The organism is Cellulomonas denverensis (assembly GCF_012396125.1).
GTDB classification, from domain to species: Bacteria; Actinomycetota; Actinomycetes; order Actinomycetales; family Cellulomonadaceae; genus Cellulomonas; species Cellulomonas denverensis.
This window is the reverse complement of the sequence record NZ_JAAXOX010000002.1, coordinates 331,562-348,373: the sequence shown is the minus strand read 5'-3', so window position 1 is coordinate 348,373 and position 16,812 is coordinate 331,562. Positions and strand designations below refer to the sequence as shown.

The 16,812-nt window shown below is 72.2% G+C and carries 16 protein-coding genes; all 16 read left to right on the top strand.

The annotated features are described in order from the left end of the window. Positions 1–3 precede the first annotated feature (3 nt). The 16 genes from arc (at position 4) to HGA03_RS05440 (ending at position 16,806) form a co-directional block, all read left to right on the top strand. Positions 4–1,644 carry a proteasome ATPase gene (arc, locus tag HGA03_RS05515; RefSeq protein ID WP_168629228.1) on the top strand — a complete coding sequence of 547 codons (1,641 nt, stop codon included), beginning with the start codon at positions 4–6 and terminating at the stop codon, positions 1,642–1,644. A 101-nt stretch (positions 1,645–1,745) separates the two neighbouring features. Beyond that, positions 1,746–2,330 (top strand): DUF4956 domain-containing protein, encoded by a 585-nt coding sequence (locus tag HGA03_RS05510; RefSeq protein ID WP_168629227.1) that lies wholly within the window; start codon positions 1,746–1,748, stop codon positions 2,328–2,330. Then, the gene (locus HGA03_RS05505) at positions 2,327–3,103 is read left to right on the top strand and encodes a polyphosphate polymerase domain-containing protein (protein ID WP_203767541.1); all 777 of its coding nucleotides are present in this window, start codon (positions 2,327–2,329) and stop codon (positions 3,101–3,103) included. The genes HGA03_RS05510 and HGA03_RS05505 overlap by 4 nt, the downstream gene beginning before the upstream one ends. Next, positions 3,079–4,836: a carbohydrate-binding domain-containing protein gene (locus tag HGA03_RS05500; RefSeq protein WP_168629226.1), complete on the top strand. Its 1,758-nt coding sequence runs from the start codon at positions 3,079–3,081 to the stop codon at positions 4,834–4,836. The genes HGA03_RS05505 and HGA03_RS05500 overlap by 25 nt, the downstream gene beginning before the upstream one ends. Positions 4,837–4,966: 130 nt before the next feature. Beyond that, entirely contained in the window at positions 4,967–6,577 is a 1,611-nt protein-coding gene (dop, locus tag HGA03_RS05495) for a depupylase/deamidase Dop (RefSeq protein ID WP_210732206.1), read from the top strand. A gap of 120 nt (positions 6,578–6,697) precedes the next feature. Then, positions 6,698–6,892: a ubiquitin-like protein Pup gene (locus HGA03_RS05490; protein WP_168629225.1), complete on the top strand. Its 195-nt coding sequence runs from the start codon at positions 6,698–6,700 to the stop codon at positions 6,890–6,892. 6 nt (positions 6,893–6,898) lie between these two features. Then, on the top strand, positions 6,899–7,744 hold the full coding sequence (prcB, locus tag HGA03_RS05485) for a proteasome subunit beta (RefSeq protein ID WP_168629224.1): 846 nt from the start codon (positions 6,899–6,901) through the stop codon (positions 7,742–7,744). Next, a complete protein-coding gene (gene prcA / locus HGA03_RS05480; RefSeq protein WP_168629223.1) occupies positions 7,741–8,460 on the top strand; it encodes a proteasome subunit alpha in 720 nt (239 codons plus the stop codon). The genes prcB and prcA overlap by 4 nt, the downstream gene beginning before the upstream one ends. A 1-nt stretch (position 8,461) precedes the next feature. Next, positions 8,462–9,823 carry a Pup--protein ligase gene (pafA, locus tag HGA03_RS05475; protein WP_168629222.1) on the top strand — a complete coding sequence of 454 codons (1,362 nt, stop codon included), beginning with the start codon at positions 8,462–8,464 and terminating at the stop codon, positions 9,821–9,823. 91 nt (positions 9,824–9,914) lie between these two features. Beyond that, positions 9,915–10,805, top strand: a complete 891-nt coding sequence (locus HGA03_RS05470; RefSeq protein WP_168629221.1) for an FKBP-type peptidyl-prolyl cis-trans isomerase — start codon at positions 9,915–9,917, stop codon at positions 10,803–10,805. Positions 10,806–10,810: 5 nt separating this feature from the next. Further along, positions 10,811–11,584, top strand: a complete 774-nt coding sequence (hisF, locus tag HGA03_RS05465; RefSeq protein ID WP_168629220.1) for an imidazole glycerol phosphate synthase subunit HisF — start codon at positions 10,811–10,813, stop codon at positions 11,582–11,584. 14 nt (positions 11,585–11,598) lie between these two features. Next, on the top strand, positions 11,599–12,237 hold the full coding sequence (coaE, locus tag HGA03_RS05460; protein ID WP_168629219.1) for a dephospho-CoA kinase: 639 nt from the start codon (positions 11,599–11,601) through the stop codon (positions 12,235–12,237). Then, the gene (locus tag HGA03_RS05455; protein ID WP_168629218.1) at positions 12,234–12,962 is read left to right on the top strand and encodes a pyroglutamyl-peptidase I family protein; all 729 of its coding nucleotides are present in this window, start codon (positions 12,234–12,236) and stop codon (positions 12,960–12,962) included. The genes coaE and HGA03_RS05455 overlap by 4 nt, the downstream gene beginning before the upstream one ends. 37 nt (positions 12,963–12,999) lie before the next feature. Beyond that, positions 13,000–15,102, top strand: coding sequence for an excinuclease ABC subunit UvrB (uvrB, locus tag HGA03_RS05450; protein ID WP_168629217.1), 2,103 nt, complete (start codon positions 13,000–13,002; stop codon positions 15,100–15,102). A 16-nt stretch (positions 15,103–15,118) separates the two neighbouring features. Then, positions 15,119–15,568: a VOC family protein gene (locus tag HGA03_RS05445; protein ID WP_168629216.1), complete on the top strand. Its 450-nt coding sequence runs from the start codon at positions 15,119–15,121 to the stop codon at positions 15,566–15,568. 185 nt (positions 15,569–15,753) lie between these two features. Next, entirely contained in the window at positions 15,754–16,806 is a 1,053-nt protein-coding gene (locus HGA03_RS05440; protein WP_168629215.1) for a TerC family protein, read from the top strand. The last annotated feature ends 6 nt before the right edge of the window (positions 16,807–16,812 follow it).

The window sequence follows — 16,812 nt, the reverse complement described above, 5'->3', positions numbered from 1 at the left end:
GCGATGAGTGACCCGACGGACTCGACGACCCCACAGCAGCTCCAGCGCGAACTGACCCTGCTCTCGGCCAAGAACGAACGCCTCTCCGACGCCCTGGTCGCCGCCCGGGACCAGATCATCGAGCTCAAGCGGCAGATCGACGACCTGGCCAAGCCGCCGGGCACCTTCGCCGTGTTCCTGTCCCCGCGCGGCGACGGCACGGTCGAGGTGGTCTCGGCCGGGCGCAAGATGCACGTCGGGGTCAGCCCGAGCGTGAACGTCCGCGCGCTGCGGCCCGGCCAGGAGGTCCGGCTGAACGAGGCGCTGACCGTCGTGGAGGCCGGCGGCTACGAGCGGGTCGGCGAGCTGGTCACGATCAAGGAGCTGATCGGCACCGACCGTGCCCTGGTGGTCGGCCGCGGCGACGACGAGCGGGTGGTCCGGCTGGCCGGTCCGCTGCTCGGCGGCAAGGTCCGGGTCGGCGACGCCCTGACCATCGAGCCGCGGTCCGGCTTCGTCTTCGAGCGGGTGCCCCGGTCGGAGGTCGAGGACCTGGTGCTCGAGGAGGTGCCGGACATCGACTACACCGACATCGGTGGCCTGGGCCCGCAGATCGAGCAGATCCGGGACGCCGTCGAGCTGCCGTTCCTGCACCCCGAACTGTTCCGCGAGCACGGGCTCAAGCCGCCCAAGGGCGTGCTGCTCTACGGCCCGCCCGGCTGCGGCAAGACCCTGATCGCCAAGGCGGTGGCCCACTCGCTGGCCGCCACCGCCGCGGCCGCCCGGGGCGCGGACCCGGCCGCCGCGACCAGCTTCTTCCTCAACGTCAAGGGCCCGGAGCTGCTGAACAAGTACGTCGGGGAGACCGAGCGGCACATCCGGCTGATCTTCTCCCGGGCGCGGGAGAAGGCGTCGCAGGGCCACCCGGTGGTGGTGTTCTTCGACGAGATGGAGTCGCTGTTCCGCACCCGCGGCACCGGCGTCTCCTCGGACACCGAGACCACGATCGTCCCGCAGTTGCTGGCCGAGATCGACGGCGTGGAGCGGCTGGAGAACGTGATCGTGATCGGCGCCTCCAACCGGGAGGACATGATCGACCCGGCGATCCTGCGGCCCGGGCGGCTGGACGTGAAGATCAAGATCGAGCGGCCGGACGCCGAGGGCGCCCGGGAGATCTTCGGCAAGTACCTGACCGCCGACCTGCCGATCCACCCGGACGACCTGGCCGAGCACCACGGCTCCGCGCCCGAGGCGGTGGAGGCGATGATCCACCGCACCGTGGAGCGGATGTACTCCGAGGAGGACATCAACCGGTTCCTGGAGGTCACCTACGCCAGCGGGGACAAGGAGATCCTGTTCTTCAAGGACTTCACCTCCGGCGCGATGATCCAGAACGTGGTGGACCGGGCGAAGAAGGCCGCGATCAAGGATCTGCTCGCCACCGGCCAGCGCGGGCTGCGGGTGGACCACCTGCTGACCGCCTGCGTGGACGAGTTCACCGAGAACGAGGATCTGCCGAACACCACCAACCCGGACGACTGGGCCCGGATCTCCGGCAAGAAGGGCGAGCGGATCGTCTTCATCCGGACGATCGTGCAGGACAAGAAGGGCACCGAGGCGCCGCGCCGGATCGAGAACGTGCAGAGCACGGGGCAGTACCTCTGAGTCGCCGCTGAGGGACCGCACAGCATCGGCACAGCGGGACTTGGCGAGATGGACGCGTCCGGTTCACGGAGCGTTCGTCTCCCCGAGTCCCCGAGGTGTCCATGCCCACCTTCGCCCTGTTCGCGGCCGACCTGGTCGCGGTCGCCGTGCTCACCTTCGCGCTGTACTTCCCCCGGCACCGCCGCCGTGACCTGGTCGCCGCCTTCCTCGGGGTGAATGTCGGGGTGCTGGCGGTGGCCGGCGCCCTGGCGAACAGCACCGTCGGCGCGGGGCTCGGGCTGGGGCTGTTCGGCGTGCTGTCGATCATCCGGCTGCGCTCCTCGGAGATCACCCAGCACGAGATCGCCTACTACTTCTCCGCCCTGGCGCTCGGCCTGATCGGCGGGCTCGGCACTTCGCTGGGCTGGACCGCACCGGCGCTGATGGCCCTGGTCCTGGCCGCGCTCTGGGTCGGTGACCACCCGCGGCTGCTGCGCCGCTACCGCCAGCAGCTGGTGGTGCTGGACCACGCCTACCCGGACCGGGACGCCCTGGTCGCCCGGCTGGAGGACCTGCTGGGCGGCACGGTCCGGGACGTCACCGTCCAGCGGCTGGACCTGGTCGACGACGTGACCTGGGTGGACGTCCGCTACCAGGAGGGCAGCACGGTCGCGGCCCGGGAGCTGGCGGGCGGGTGGGCCCGGTGACCGCGGTGCAGGAGCTGGCCCCGGTCACGCTGGAGGAGTTGGTCGCCGACTCCGCGCTGCTGACCCGGGTGGACCGCAAGTACGTGCTGCCCGCCGACGCGCTGACCGGCCTGATCGCCGCCCTGCCGCCCGGCACCCGGCGGCTGACCATCGACGGCCGGGACGACTTCGGCTACCGCTCGGTGTATCTGGACACCCCGGAGCTGGACGCCTTCCACGCCGCGGCCGGTCGCCGGCGCCGCCGGTACAAGGTCCGCACCCGCAGCTACCTGGACAGCGGCGGCTGCTGGCTGGAGGTCAAGACCCGCGGCCCGCGCGGCCGCACGGTCAAGTGCCGGCGCGAACACCCCGACCCCGGATCGGTGGGCGCCGGACTGCCCTTCGTCCGCGCGGCGCTCTCCGACGCGGGCATCCCGCAGCCGGCCCGGCTCGACCTGGCGCCGGTGCTGGTCACCGCGTACCGCCGCAGCACCCTGCACCTGCCCGACGGCAGCCGCGCCACCCTGGACACCGAGCTGTGCTGGTCCGCCCCCGGCGGCGGCCCGCGGGTCGCGCTGCCCGGCCGGCTGATCGTCGAGACCAAGAGCGAGCACGGTGCCGGCGCCCTGGACCGGGTGCTGTGGCGGGCCGGTCACCGCCCGGAGCGGATCTCCAAGTACGCCACCGGCCTGCTGCTGCTGCACCCCGACCTGACCGGACGACCCTGGCGCCGCACCCTGCGCCGGGCCCTGACCCCAGGAGACACCCCATGCGCCGCTCGATCCGCCCACTGATCGCCCTGCCCGCCGCCCTGGCCCTGACCCTGGCCGGCTGCTCCACCGCGGCCACCGACCCCGCCGCCGCCGCGGCCGAACCGGCCACCACCTCGGCCGAGGTGCTCGCGGCGAATGCGACCGTCGTCACCTCCGCCGACCTGGACCCGGGCGAGTCCACCGCCACCATCGACCTGACCGGCGACTCCGCCGAGGTCACCGGCGACGGGGTGAGCGTGGACGGCAGCACGGTCACCATCACCGCGGCCGGGACTTACACCGTCTCGGGCGAGCTGACCGGTGCACTGGTGGTCGCCGCCGGGGCCGAGGACGACGTGGTGCTGGTGCTGGACGGCGCCGACCTCACCGGTGCGACCGGATCGGCGCTGCTGGTGTCCACGGCCAACCAGGTCGAGGTCCGGCTCGCCGACGGCAGCACCAACGTCCTGGCCGACGCCGCCGGCTATGCCAATGCGGACGGCCCCACCGCCGCCCTGGCCGCCGACACCGACCTGGTGATCACCGGCACCGGCTCGCTCAGCGTCGCCGGGTCCGCCGAGGACGGCATCGCCTCCTCCGACGCGCTCACCGTCGAGGGCGGCACGCTCACCGTCACCGCGGTGGACGACGGGCTGCGGGGCAAGCAGTCGCTCGCCGTCACCGGCGGGGACCTGGACCTGACCTCCGGCGGTGACGGACTGACCGCCACCGAGGACACCGACACCACCGAGGGCTTCGTGCTGGTCTCCGGCGGCACGATCACCGTCGACGCCCAGGGCGATGCCGTCCAGGCCGAGACCGACCTGGTCGTCACCGGCGGCACCCTGGACCTCACCGCCGGCGGCGGCGCGACCACCGCGGTGGACGAGGAGGTCTCCACCAAGGGCCTCAAGGCGGGCACGGTGATCGTGGTCGAGGCCGGCACCATCACGGTGGACAGCTCCGACGACGCCGTGCACTCCGACGGCACCGCGACCCTCAGCGGCGGCGACCTCACCCTGGCCACCGGCGACGACGGGGTGCACGCCGACATCGCCCTGGACGTCACCGGCGGCAGCGTGCTGGTCACCGACTCCTACGAGGGTCTGGAGTCCGCCGCGATCAGCCTGTCCGGCGGGCAGATCGAGGTGACCGCCGCCGACGACGGGATCAACGCCGCCGGTGGTGGGACCGAGGACGCCCAGGGTGACCGGGCCGGGGCCACCGGCACTGCCACCCTGGACATCTCCGGCGGCACGGTGGTCGTGCACGCCGGGGGCGACGGCCTGGACGTGAACGGCTCCGCCACCATGACCGGTGGCACCGTGGTGGTGCACGGCCCGGCCTCCGGGGCGAACGGCGCACTGGACTACGACGGCGACTTCGCGATCACCGGCGGCACCCTGGTCGCGGTCGGCACCACCGGGATGGCGCAGAGCCCGAGCGCCGGCGGCCAGGGCTGGATCAGCGCCCAGGTGCAGGTCGAGGCCGGGCAGACCGTCCAGGTCGCCGACGCGGACGGCACCGTGCTGGCCACCCTGGTCACCGAGGAGCAGATCGGCTCCGTGGTGGTCAGCCTGCCCGAGCTGACCGAGGGCGAGGAGTACCAGGTGCTCACCGGCGGCACGGCCACCGCGGAGGCGGTCGGCGGGTTCTCGGCCGGGGGCGACGCCGGCGGGGCCACGGTCGCCGCCACCGTCACCGCCGGCGAGTCCACCGGCGGCATGGGCGGCGGTCCCGGCGGCAACCCGCCCGCCGGCCCCGGCCAGGGCTGACCCGGCCCCTGGCCCGCACGCCCCCACCGAGGGCGCAGTTCCGGGTGGCCGGACTGCCCGCGGACCACCGCGAACTGCGCCCTCGGCGGCCACCGGACCTAGGCTGGCCATCGTGACGGTGCGGCGGGTAATGGGAATCGAGACCGAGTACGGCGTGCTGCAGCCCGGGAAGGCGAATGCCAACCCGATGCTGCTGTCCTCGCACGTGGTCGCCGTGCACGCCCCGGCCAAGCAGGCCGGCCGCGGCAAGGCCCGCTGGGACTACGACGACGAGGACCCGCTGCAGGACGCCCGGGGCTTCCACCTGCAGCGCGCCGCCGCCCACCCCTCGCAGCTGACCGACGACCCGGCCCGCCCGGCACCCTCCGGCGACCTTGACCCGGACTCCGGCGCCACCTCCGGCCCGTCCGCACCGCAGGCCCGGCCCCGCCCGGAGTACGACGAGTACGAGGACCCCGGCGCCGTCAACGTCATCCTGACCAACGGCGCCCGGCTCTACGTCGACCACGCCCACCCGGAGTACTCCTCGCCGGAGGTCACCACCCCGCGCGACCTGGTGCGCTGGGATGTGGCGGGGGAGCGGGTGATGCTCGACTCGGTGCGGGCGCTGGCGAGCGTGCAGGCGCTGCCGGATGTCGCGCTGTACAAGAACAACGTGGACGGCAAGGGAGCGACCTACGGCACCCACGAGAACTACCTGGTCGACCGCGCGGTGCCCTTCGGCGACCTGGCGGGGTGGATCACGCCGTTCCTGGTCAGCCGGCAGGTGTTCACCGGCTCCGGGCGGGTCGGGCTCGGCCAGCGCGGCGAACGCCCGGGGTACCAGCTGTCCCAGCGCGCCGACTACGTGGAGGCGGAGATCGGGCTGGAGACCACCCTGCGCCGCCCGATCGTGAACACCCGCGACGAGCCGCACGCCGACCCCACTCTGTGGCGCCGGCTGCACGTGATCGTCGGGGACGCGAACCTGTTCGAGGTCGCCACCTTCCTCAAGACCGGCACCACCTCGCTGGTGCTGTGGCTGATCGAGCAGATCGCCACCGGGCCGGCCGCCTACCTGGGCACCCGGCTGGACGCGCTCACCCTGGCCGATCCGGTGCACGCCTTCGGCCGGGTCAGCCACGACCTGACCCTGGCCGAGCCGCTGGACCTGGCCGACGGCCGGGAGCTGACCGCCCTGGCCATCCAGCGGGTGTACCTGGACGCGGTGCGCGAGCTGCTGCCCGACCCGGACCCGGAGACCGCCGAGGTGCTGGACCGGTGGGCCTCGATCCTGGACCGGCTGGCCACCGACCCGGCCGGCTGCGCCCGGGAGGTGGAGTGGGTGGGCAAGCTCCGGCTGCTGGACGGGATGCGCCGACGCGAGCGCCTGGAGTGGGACCACCCGAAGCTGCACGCGATGGACCTGCAGTGGTCGGATGTCCGCCCCGAGCGCGGGCTGTACCACCGGCTCGCGGCCGCCGGGGCGGTGGAGCGGCTGACCACCGACGCCCAGGTCGACGACGCGGTGCTGCATCCGCCGCAGGACACCCGGGCGTACTTCCGCGGTGAGGTGATGGCCCGGTTCGGCCCGCAGGTCACCGCGGCGAGCTGGGACTCGGTGGTCTTCGACCTGCCCGGGGCGACCTCGCTGCAGCGGGTGCCGATGCGCGATCCGCTGCGCGGCACCAAGGCCCATGTCGGCCCGCTGCTGGAGTCCAGCCGGGACGCCGCCGCGCTGCTGGAGAAACTGGGCGGCTGACCTCTCCACAGCTCCGGCGAACCGCCGGTGGTCCCCAGGCGCCGCGCCCACCGCGAGCTGGGGCGGACCAGGGCCTAGGGTGGGCACAGCAGCACCACTCGTCGGGCGAGGGAGAAGAACATGGCTGGTCAGGAGCACGCGCAGGGTGCACGCCGGGAGGACGAGCCCGCCGACGGCCCGGACGTGGAGAAGGCCCAGGCGACCGCGCAGCAGCGCGATGCCGACGTGGACGCGCTGCTGGACGACATCGAGGACGTCCTGGAGACCAATGCCGAGCAGTTCGTGCGCGGCTTCGTCCAGAAGGGTGGGCAGTGAGCGCCGATGACCGCAGCCGACGTCCCGGGCCGACTGCCCGCCGCCTTCACCACCCCCGGTACCTCCTCCTTCACCGAGTTCCTCAGCGGGTACGCCCCGGAGCTGCTGCCCGGCCACCGCATGCCGTTGCCGGTGGGTGAGGTGCCCGCCACGCCGCACGGCACCACCATCGTCGCGCTGACCTTCGACGGCGGGGTGGTGATGGCCGGTGACCGCCGCGCCACCATGGGCTCGCAGATCGCGTCCCGGGAGATCGAGAAGGTGTTCCCGGCGGACGAGTTCTCCGCGGTGGGGATCGCCGGCACCGCCGGGCTGGCGGTCGAGCTGGTCCGGCTGTTCCAGCTCGAGCTCGAGCACTACGAGAAGATCGAGGGCTCGCTGCTGTCGCTGGACGGCAAGGCGAACCGGCTGAGCACGATGATCCGCGGCAACCTCGGCCTGGCGATGCAGGGCCTGGCGGTGATCCCGCTGTTCGCCGGCTACGACACCGACCGCGGCCTCGGCCGGATCTTCAGCTACGACGTCACCGGCGGCCGGTACGAGGAGCACCAGCACCACTCGGTCGGCTCCGGTTCGGTGTTCGCCCGCGGGTCGCTGAAGAAGCTCTGGCGGCCCGGGCTGGACTCCGGGCAGGCGGTCCGGGTGGCGGTGGAGGCGCTGGTCGACGCCGCCGACGACGACTCGGCCACCGGCGGCCCGGACGAGTCGCGCGCGATCTGGCCGGTGGTGGCCACCGTCACCGCGGCCGGTTACCTGCGGGTCGCCGACGACGACCTGGGCCGGACCGTGGCGGAGGTGCTCGGCGCCCGCCGGGAGCAGCACGCCGACCACCGGAAGGGTGCGCAGTCATGAGCATGCCGTTCTACGTCTCGCCCGAGCAGCTGATGAAGGACCGGGCGGACTACGCGCGCAAGGGCATCGCCCGTGGCCGGTCGGTGGTAGTGCTGGCCTACGACGACGGCATCGCCTTCGCCACCGAGAACCCGTCCCGGGCGCTGCACAAGGTCTCCGAGATCTACGACCGGATCGCCTTCGCCGCGGTCGGCAAGTACAACGAGTTCGAGAACCTGCGGGTGGCCGGGGTGCGCTACGCCGACCTGCGCGGCTACTCCTACGACCGGCGGGACGTGACCGCCCGCGGGCTGGCGAACGCCTACGCCCAGACCCTCGGCACGGTGTTCACCACCGAGTCCAAGCCGCTGGAGGTGGAGCTGGTGGTGGCCGAGGTCGGTGACGCCCCCGCCGCCGACCAGATCTACCGGCTGTCCTACGACGGCTCGGTCACCGATGAGCAGGGCTTCGTGGTGATGGGCGGGCAGTCCGACCGGCTGCGGGAGGAGATCGCCGGGCGCTGGACCCCGGGGATGCCGCTGGCCGCCGTGCTCGGGCTGGCGGTCCGGGTGCTCGGTGCCCCGCCGGAGGGCGCCGACGAGGACGACCGCCGGGTGATCCCGGCCGCCCAGCTCGAGGTCGCCGTACTGGACCGCACCCGCCCCCGCCGCGCGTTCCGCCGGCTGGCCGGACCGGTGCTGGACGAGCTGCTCGCCGTCGCCGCCGAGGAGGACTGACGTGGAGCGCAGGATCTTCGGCCTGGAGACCGAGTACGGCGTCACCTGCGCCGCCGACGAGGGCCGGGGGCTGTCCGCCGACGAGGTCGCGCGGTACCTGTTCCGCAAGGTGGTGGCCTGGGGGCGCTCCTCCAACGTCTTCCTGCGCAACGGGTCGCGGCTGTACCTGGACGTCGGCTCGCACCCGGAGTACGCCACCGCCGAGTGCGACGACTGGCGCCAGCTGGTCACGCACGACCGGGCCGGGGAGCGGATCCTGGAGGGACTGGTCGCCGACGCCCAGCAGCGGCTGGAGCACGAGGGCCTGCCCGGCCGGATCCACCTGTTCAAGAACAACACCGACTCGGCGGGCAACTCCTACGGCTGCCACGAGAACTACCTGGTCCGCCGCCAGGGCGACTTCGCCCGCACCTCGGACGTGCTGGTGCCGTTCCTGATCACCCGGCAGATCCTGACCGGCGCGGGCAAGGTGCTGACCACCCCGCGCGGGGCCACCTTCTGCTTCAGCCAGCGCGCCGACCACATCTGGGAGTCGGTGTCCTCGGCCACCACCCGGTCCCGGCCGATCATCAACACCCGCGACGAGCCGCACGCGGACGCCGAGCACTTCCGGCGGCTGCACGTGATCGTCGGCGACTCCTCGATGTCCGAGACCACCACCATGCTCAAGGTCGGCGCCACCGACCTGGTGCTGCGGCTGATCGAGGCCGGGCTACCGATGCGCGACCTGACCCTGGAGAACCCGATCCGGGCGATCCGGGAGATCAGCCACGATCTGACCGGCCTGCGCCCGGTCACCCTGGCCAACGGCCGGACGGTCACCGCGATCGACCTGCAGGAGGAGTACCTCGGCCGGGTGACCGACTACCTGGCCACCGAGGGCGGCTCCACCCCGGAGATCGCGCGGGTGCTCGACCTGTGGGAGCGCGGGCTGCGGGCGCTGCGGACCGGCGACCTGTCGCTGGTGGACCGGGAGCTGGACTGGGTGATCAAGTACCGCCTGATCGAGCGCTACCGGGCCAAGCACGACCTGGACCTGGCCGACGTCCGGGTGCAGCGGATGGACCTGGCCTACCACGACATCTCCCGGACCGAAGGGCTGTACAACCTGCTCGCCCAGCGCGGCCTGGTCGAGCGGGTCACCACCGACGTCGAGGTGTTCGAGGCGATGTCCACCCCGCCGCAGACCACCCGGGCCAAGCTGCGCGGCGAGTTCGTCCAGGCCGCGCAGGAGGCGCACCGGGACTACACCGTCGACTGGGTGCACCTGAAGCTGAACGACCAGGCGCAGCGCACCGTGCTGTGCAAGGACCCGTTCCGTAGCACGGACGAGCGGGTGGAACGGCTGATCGAGTCGATGTGACGCACGCGGTCCGGACACACCCGGCCCACGGAGTGCACACCCCGGACCCGTAGAGTGGGCCGGTCGTATCAGCTGGAACGGAAGGAACGACGTGCGCCGGATCGTGGCCCTGTGCGCCGCCGCGGTGCTGCTGCTCGCCGGATGCGGCGACAACACGCCCGAGGACCCCGAGGTGGTGGTGACCGGTGACGTCGGTGGCACGCCGACCATCACCTACCGCACCCCGCTGCAGGTGTCCGAGACCACCCGGGAGACGGTCTGGGAAGGCACCGGGCCGGAGTTGGTCGACGGCCGGCCAGTGCTGCTGGACTTCTGGCTGGAGAACGCGAAGGACGCCAGCCTGGTCAAGGAGTCGTACACCTCCAGCCCCACCCCGCGGATGCTGACCGAGGAGGACCTGGGCAAGGACCTGTACGCCACGCTCAGCGGCCAGAAGGTCGGCGCCCGGCTGGTGCAGATCGCCCCGGCCGCCAGCAACGCCGCGTCCTCGTACCCGACCGTGACCGTGCTGGACGTGCTGCCCACCCGGGCCTCCGGGGAGGCGGTCGCCCCGCGCGAGGGCATGCCTACGGTCACCCTCGGCGAGGACGGCGCACCCACCATCACCGCCACCGGCACCGAGCCGCCCGGCGACCTCACCGTGCAGCCGCTGATCCGGGGCAACGGCCGCCAGGTCGCGGAGAACGACGTGATCACGGTGCAGTACTCCGGCTTCATCTGGGCGGACGGCCAGGAGGTCGACTCCACCTGGACCTCCGGCAGCCCGCAGACCTTCACCCTCTCCGATGTGCCCGCCTGGTCCGAGGCCCTGCTGGAACAGTCGGTGGGCTCGCAGGTGATGGTGGTGGTCCCGCCGTCCTACGCGCTCGGCGTCACCCAGTCCGAGGAGTTCGCCGGGCAGACCGTGGTCTTCGTGATCGACCTGCTCGCCACCCGCAGTCCGGCCGCGACGCCGACCGACGGCGCCACCGAAGGAGAGTGAGCGGCGTGTCCGTCGCCCTGCGTGTGATCCCCTGCCTGGACGTCGATGCCGGCCGCGTGGTCAAGGGCGTCAACTTCGAGAACCTGCGCGACGCCGGCGACCCGGTGGAGTTGGCCGCCCGCTACGACGCCGGTGGCGCGGACGAGGTGACCTTCCTGGACGTGTCCGCCTCCTCCTCCGACCGGGAGACCACCTACGAGGTGGTGCGCCGGACCGCGGAACAGGTCTTCGTCCCGCTGACCGTCGGCGGTGGCGTGCGCTCGCCCGAGGACGTGGACAAGCTGCTGCGCGCCGGGGCGGACAAGGTCGGGGTGAACACCGCGGCGATCGCCCGCCCGGAGCTGATCGCCGAGATCGCCGAGCGGTTCGGCTCCCAGGTCCTGGTGCTGTCGGTGGACGCCCGGCGGGTGCGCGAGGGCGACACCCCGACCGACTCCGGCTTTGAGGTCACCACCCACGGTGGACGCCGCGGCACCGGCATCGACGCGGTCGCCTGGGCGGCCCGGGCCGCGGAGCTCGGGGCGGGGGAGATCCTGCTCAACTCGATGGACGCCGACGGCACCACCGACGGCTTCGACCTGGAGATGCTCCGGGCGGTGCGCCGCGAGGTGCGGATCCCGCTGATCGCCTCCGGCGGCGCCGGCACGGTGGAGCACTTCGCCCAGGCTGCCGAGGCCGGGGCGGATGCCGTGCTCGCCGCGAGCGTCTTCCACTTCGGCACCCTGAGCATCGCCCAGGTGAAGGATCACCTGCGCGCGCGCGGGTTCGCCGTCCGCTGAGGCACGATGGTCGGATGCAGCGCATCGGACTGACCGGGGGTATCGCGGCAGGCAAGTCGGTCGCCGCGGCCCGCTTCGCCGAGCTCGGCGCGGTGGTGATCGACTACGACCTGCTGTCCCGGGAGGCGGTCGCCCCCGGATCGGCCGGGCTGGACCAGGTGGTCGCGGCCTTCGGGCCGGAGGTGCTGGACGCCGACGGCGCGCTGGACCGGCCCGCGCTGGGCCGGATCGTGTTCGGCGACGACGACGCGCGGGCCACCCTGAACCGGATCGTGCACCCGATCGTGCACCGGCTGGCCGCCGAGCGGGAGGCCGCCGCGGCCACCGCCGACCCGGACGCCGTGGTGCTGCACGACATCCCGCTGCTCGCCGAGTCCGGCCGGGACGCCTCCTTCCACCTGATCGTGGCGGTCCAGGCCGACGTGGAGCTGCGGGTCCGGCGGCTGGTCGAGGGCCGGGGACTGTCCGAGCCGGACGCCCGGGCCCGGATCGCCGCCCAGGTCGGCGACGACGTGCGGGCCGCCGCCGCGGACGTACTGCTGGACGGCAACGGCAGCCCGGACCGGCTGCGGGCCCAGGTGGACGAGCTGTGGGCCCGGATCGCCGCCGAGCGCGCCGCCGAGCGGAACGCCGCCGAGGAGGAGCGCCGGTGACCACCGTGCTGCTGACCGGCTTCGAGCCCTTCGACGGCCAGCCGGTGAACGCCTCCTGGGCCGCGGTGCGCGAGGTCGCCGCGGCCTGGCCCGGCCCGGTGGACGCCCAGGACCCGGCCGCGACCGCCACCCCGGACGCAACCCCGGCCCCCACCCCCGACGCCGGCCGAGACGCCACCCCGGACGCCGCCACCCTGATCGTCCGCCGCCTGCCGGTCTCCTTCGCCCGCGCCCCGCAGCGCCTGGCCGAGCTGCTGGCCGAGCACCACCCGGACCTGGTGATCTGCGTCGGCGAGGCCGGTGGCCGGGGCCGGGTCTCGGTGGAGCGGGTCGCGATCAACGTGCAGGACGCCCGGATCCCGGACGAGGACGGCGAGCAGCCGGTCGACGTCCCGGTGGTCGCGGGCGGACCGGCGGCGCACTTCTCCTCGCTGCCGGTCAAGGCGGCGCTGCTGGCGGCGCGCGAGGCCGGGGTGCCCGCCGAGGTGTCGAACACCGCCGGCACCTTCGTCTGCAACGCGATCGCCTACGCCCTGGCGGACCAGCTGACCCGGATGCCGGGGGCGCGCGGCGGATTCGTGCACGTGCCGCGGCTGCCGGAGCAGGTGGCCGGCGGTGCCCCGGCGCTGGACGCGGCACGGTCGGCACGGGGGATCACGGCGGTGCTGGCCGCGGCGCTGCGGCACCGGGAGGACCTGGTGTTCGCCGCGGGCACAGAGTCCTGACCCGTCGCGTGTCAGACCCCGGACGTACGGTTGACCCATGCGTCCTGTCACCGACCTTCAGCGCACCGTCGCCCCGTTCGAGGTGGTGTCCGAGTACCAGCCGTCGGGTGACCAGCCGACGGCGATCGCCGAGCTGGCGGAGCGGATCACCGCGGGGGAGAAGGACGTCGTCCTGCTCGGCGCGACCGGTACCGGCAAGTCCGCCACCACCGCCTGGCTGATCGAGAAGCTGCAGCGGCCCACCCTGGTGATGGCGCCGAACAAGACCCTGGCCGCCCAGCTGGCCAACGAGTTCCGCGAGCTGCTGCCGAACAACGCGGTCGAGTACTTCGTCTCGTACTACGACTACTACCAGCCCGAGGCGTACATCGCGCAGACGGACACCTACATCGAGAAGGACTCGTCGATCAACGACGAGGTCGAGCGGCTGCGGCACTCGGCGACCTCCTCGCTGCTGACCCGCCGGGACGTGGTGGTGGTCGCGTCGGTGTCCTGCATCTACGGCCTGGGCACCCCGCAGGAGTACGTCGACCGGATGATCACGCTCAGCGTCGGCGACGTGCTGGACCGGGACCAGCTGCTGCGCGAGTTCGTGGCCCAGCAGTACAGCCGCAACGACATGGCCTTCACCCGTGGCACGTTCCGGGTGCGCGGGGACACGGTCGAGATCATCCCGGTGTACGAGGAACTGGCGATCCGGATCGAGTTCTTCGGCGACGAGATCGAGGCGATCCAGACCCTGCACCCGCTGACCGGCGACGTGGTCCGGGAGGAGCAGCAGGTGCACGTGTTCCCGGCGACCCATTACGTCGCCGGCCCGGAGCGGATGGAGCGTGCGATCGCCGGGATCGAGCTGGAGCTGGAGGAACGGCTGGCCGAGCTGGAGCGGCAGAACAAGCTGCTGGAGGCTCAGCGGCTGCGGATGCGCACCACCTACGACATCGAGATGATGCGCCAGATCGGCAGCTGCTCCGGGATCGAGAACTACTCCCGGCACATCGACGGCCGCGAACCGGGATCGGCGCCGAACACCCTGCTGGACTACTTCCCGGAGGACTTCCTCCTGGTGATCGACGAGTCGCACGTGACCGTGCCGCAGATCGGCGCGATGTACGAGGGCGACATGTCCCGCAAGCGCAACCTGGTCGACTACGGCTTCCGGCTGCCCTCGGCCACCGACAACCGGCCGCTGCGCTGGGAGGAGTTCGTCGACCGGATCGGCCAGACCGTCTACCTGTCGGCCACCCCCGGCAACTACGAGCTGTCGATGTCCGACGGCGTGGTCGAGCAGATCATCCGCCCCACCGGCCTGGTCGACCCGGAGGTGGTGGTCAAGCCCACCCAGGGTCAGATCGACGACCTGCTGGACGAGATCCGCACCCGGGTGGAGAAGAACGAGCGGGTGCTGGTGACCACCCTGACCAAGAAGATGGCCGAGGACCTGACCGACTACTTCCTGGAGAAGGGCGTCCGGGTGCGCTACCTGCACTCCGAGGTGGACACCCTGCGCCGGGTGGAGCTGCTGCGCGAGCTGCGGATGGGCGAGTACGACGTGCTGGTCGGCATCAACCTGTTGCGCGAGGGCCTGGACCTGCCGGAGGTGTCCCTGGTCGCGATCCTGGACGCCGACAAGGAGGGCTTCCTGCGCTCGGACACCTCGCTGATCCAGACCATCGGCCGCGCGGCCCGGAACGTCTCCGGCCAGGTGCACATGTACGCCGACAAGGTCACCCCGGGCATGGCCAAGGCGATCGAGGAGACCAACCGCCGCCGGGAGATCCAGATCGCGTACAACCGGGAGCACGGCATCGACCCGCAGCCGCTGCGCAAGCGGATCGGGGACATCACCGACCTGCTGGCCCGGGAGGACGCCGACACCGCCGAGCTGCTGGGCGGTGCCGGTCGCCAGTCCTCGCGTGGCAAGGCGCCGGTGCCGGGCCTGGGCTCGAAGGCGCCGACCACCGAGCGCGCCAAGCTGGCCGGTGCCGCCGCGGGCGAGCTCGGCGACCTGATCCAGGAGCTCTCCGACCAGATGCACGCCGCCGCCGCCGAGCTGCAGTTCGAGCTGGCCGCCCGGCTGCGGGACGAGATCTCCGGGCTGAAGAAGGAACTGCGCCAGATGACCGCCGCCACCGCCTGAGAACCGGGAGAGACCCATGGCCCTCGACGTCCAGATCGTGATCGACTGCCACGGACCGCGCGCACTGGGCGCGTTCTGGATCACCGCGCTCGACTACATCGAGGAGCCGCCGCCCACGCCGTTCGCGAGCTGGGACGAGGCGATGGACGCCTGGGGCATCCCGGTCGACGGCGACCGCGACCCGGCCTACGCCATCGTCGACCCCGAGGGCCGGCGACCGCGGGTGTTCTTCCAGAAGGTGCCCGAGGGCAAGACGGTCAAGAACCGGGTGCACCTGGACATCCGCTACTCCGAGAGCCGCGGCATCCCGATGGACGACCGCGCGGCCCGGCTGGCCGCCGCCCGGGAGCACGCCGCCACCCTGGTCGCCGCCGGCGGCACCGTGCTGTACGAGATCGACGATGAACGCGAGGGCGCCTGGGTCGTGGTCGCCGACCCGGAGGGCAACGAGTTCTGTGTCGCGTGACACGCCTCGGGTGGGTCGTGCATCTGGGACCGATGACCTAGGCTGACTCCGCTGTGGAGGGGAGTATCCCGTCACGGTGCCCCCGTCATCACGGCCGCCGCTGTTGCCGGCCCGGGGACACCGGCCCGTCAGGGTAGGGAGAGACCTCCGGTACGTCGTCATACCCCTGTACCGGAGGAACATCCATGTCCGTCGACCTATGGGTCTGGATCGTCACGGGGATCGCCATCATCGGGATGGTGGTCTTCGACTTCTACGCACACGTGCGGACCCCGCACGCGCCGACCTTCCGCGAGTCGGCGATCTGGTCGGCGGTGTACATCGGCCTGGCCATCGTGTTCGGCATCGGGCTCGGCGCGGTCTGGGGCTGGGGCCACGGCACCGAGTACTTCGCGGGCTACGTCACCGAGAAGAGCCTGTCGGTCGACAACCTGTTCATCTTCCTGATCATCATGACCAAGTTCGCGGTACCGCGGGAGTACCAGCAGAAGGTGCTGCTGGTCGGCGTGGTGATCGCCCTGGTGCTGCGGACCGTGTTCATCCTGCTCGGCGCGGCGGCGATCGAGCAGTGGTCCTGGGTGTTCTACCTGTTCGGCGCCTACCTGGTGTACACCGGGATCAACCTGGGCCGGGAGAAGCACGAGCCGGACGAGGTCAGTCATGCCGGCGACCGCAAGGACGGCCTGACCGTCCGGCTGCTGAAGAAGGTGCTGCCCACCGTCGACGAGTACCACGGCGACCGGCTGACCACCCGGATCGACGGCAAGCGGTTCATCACCCCGATGCTGCTGGTGATGGTCGCGATCGGCTCCACCGACCTGATCTTCGCCCTGGACTCCATCCCGGCGATCTACGGCCTGACCCAGGAGCCGTACATCGTCTTCACCGCGAACGCCTTCGCCCTGCTCGGCCTGCGGCAGCTGTACTTCCTGATCGGCGGCCTGCTGGAGCGCCTGGTGTACCTGTCGCAGGGGCTGGCGTTCATCCTGGTGTTCATCGGGATCAAGCTGGTGCTGCACGCCATGCACACCAACGAGCTCAGCTTCATCAACGGCGGCCACCACTTCGAGTGGGCGCCGGAGATCCCGACCTGGCTGTCGCTGCTGGTCATCCTCGGCACCCTGACCGTCGCCACCGTCGCGTCGCTGCTCAAGACCAGCCGTGACCGCAAGGCAGAGGTTGCCGCAGGCACCGGTACCGTGGAGGAGACCGCCGCGCTGCCGAGCAAGGAGAGCTGACCCACC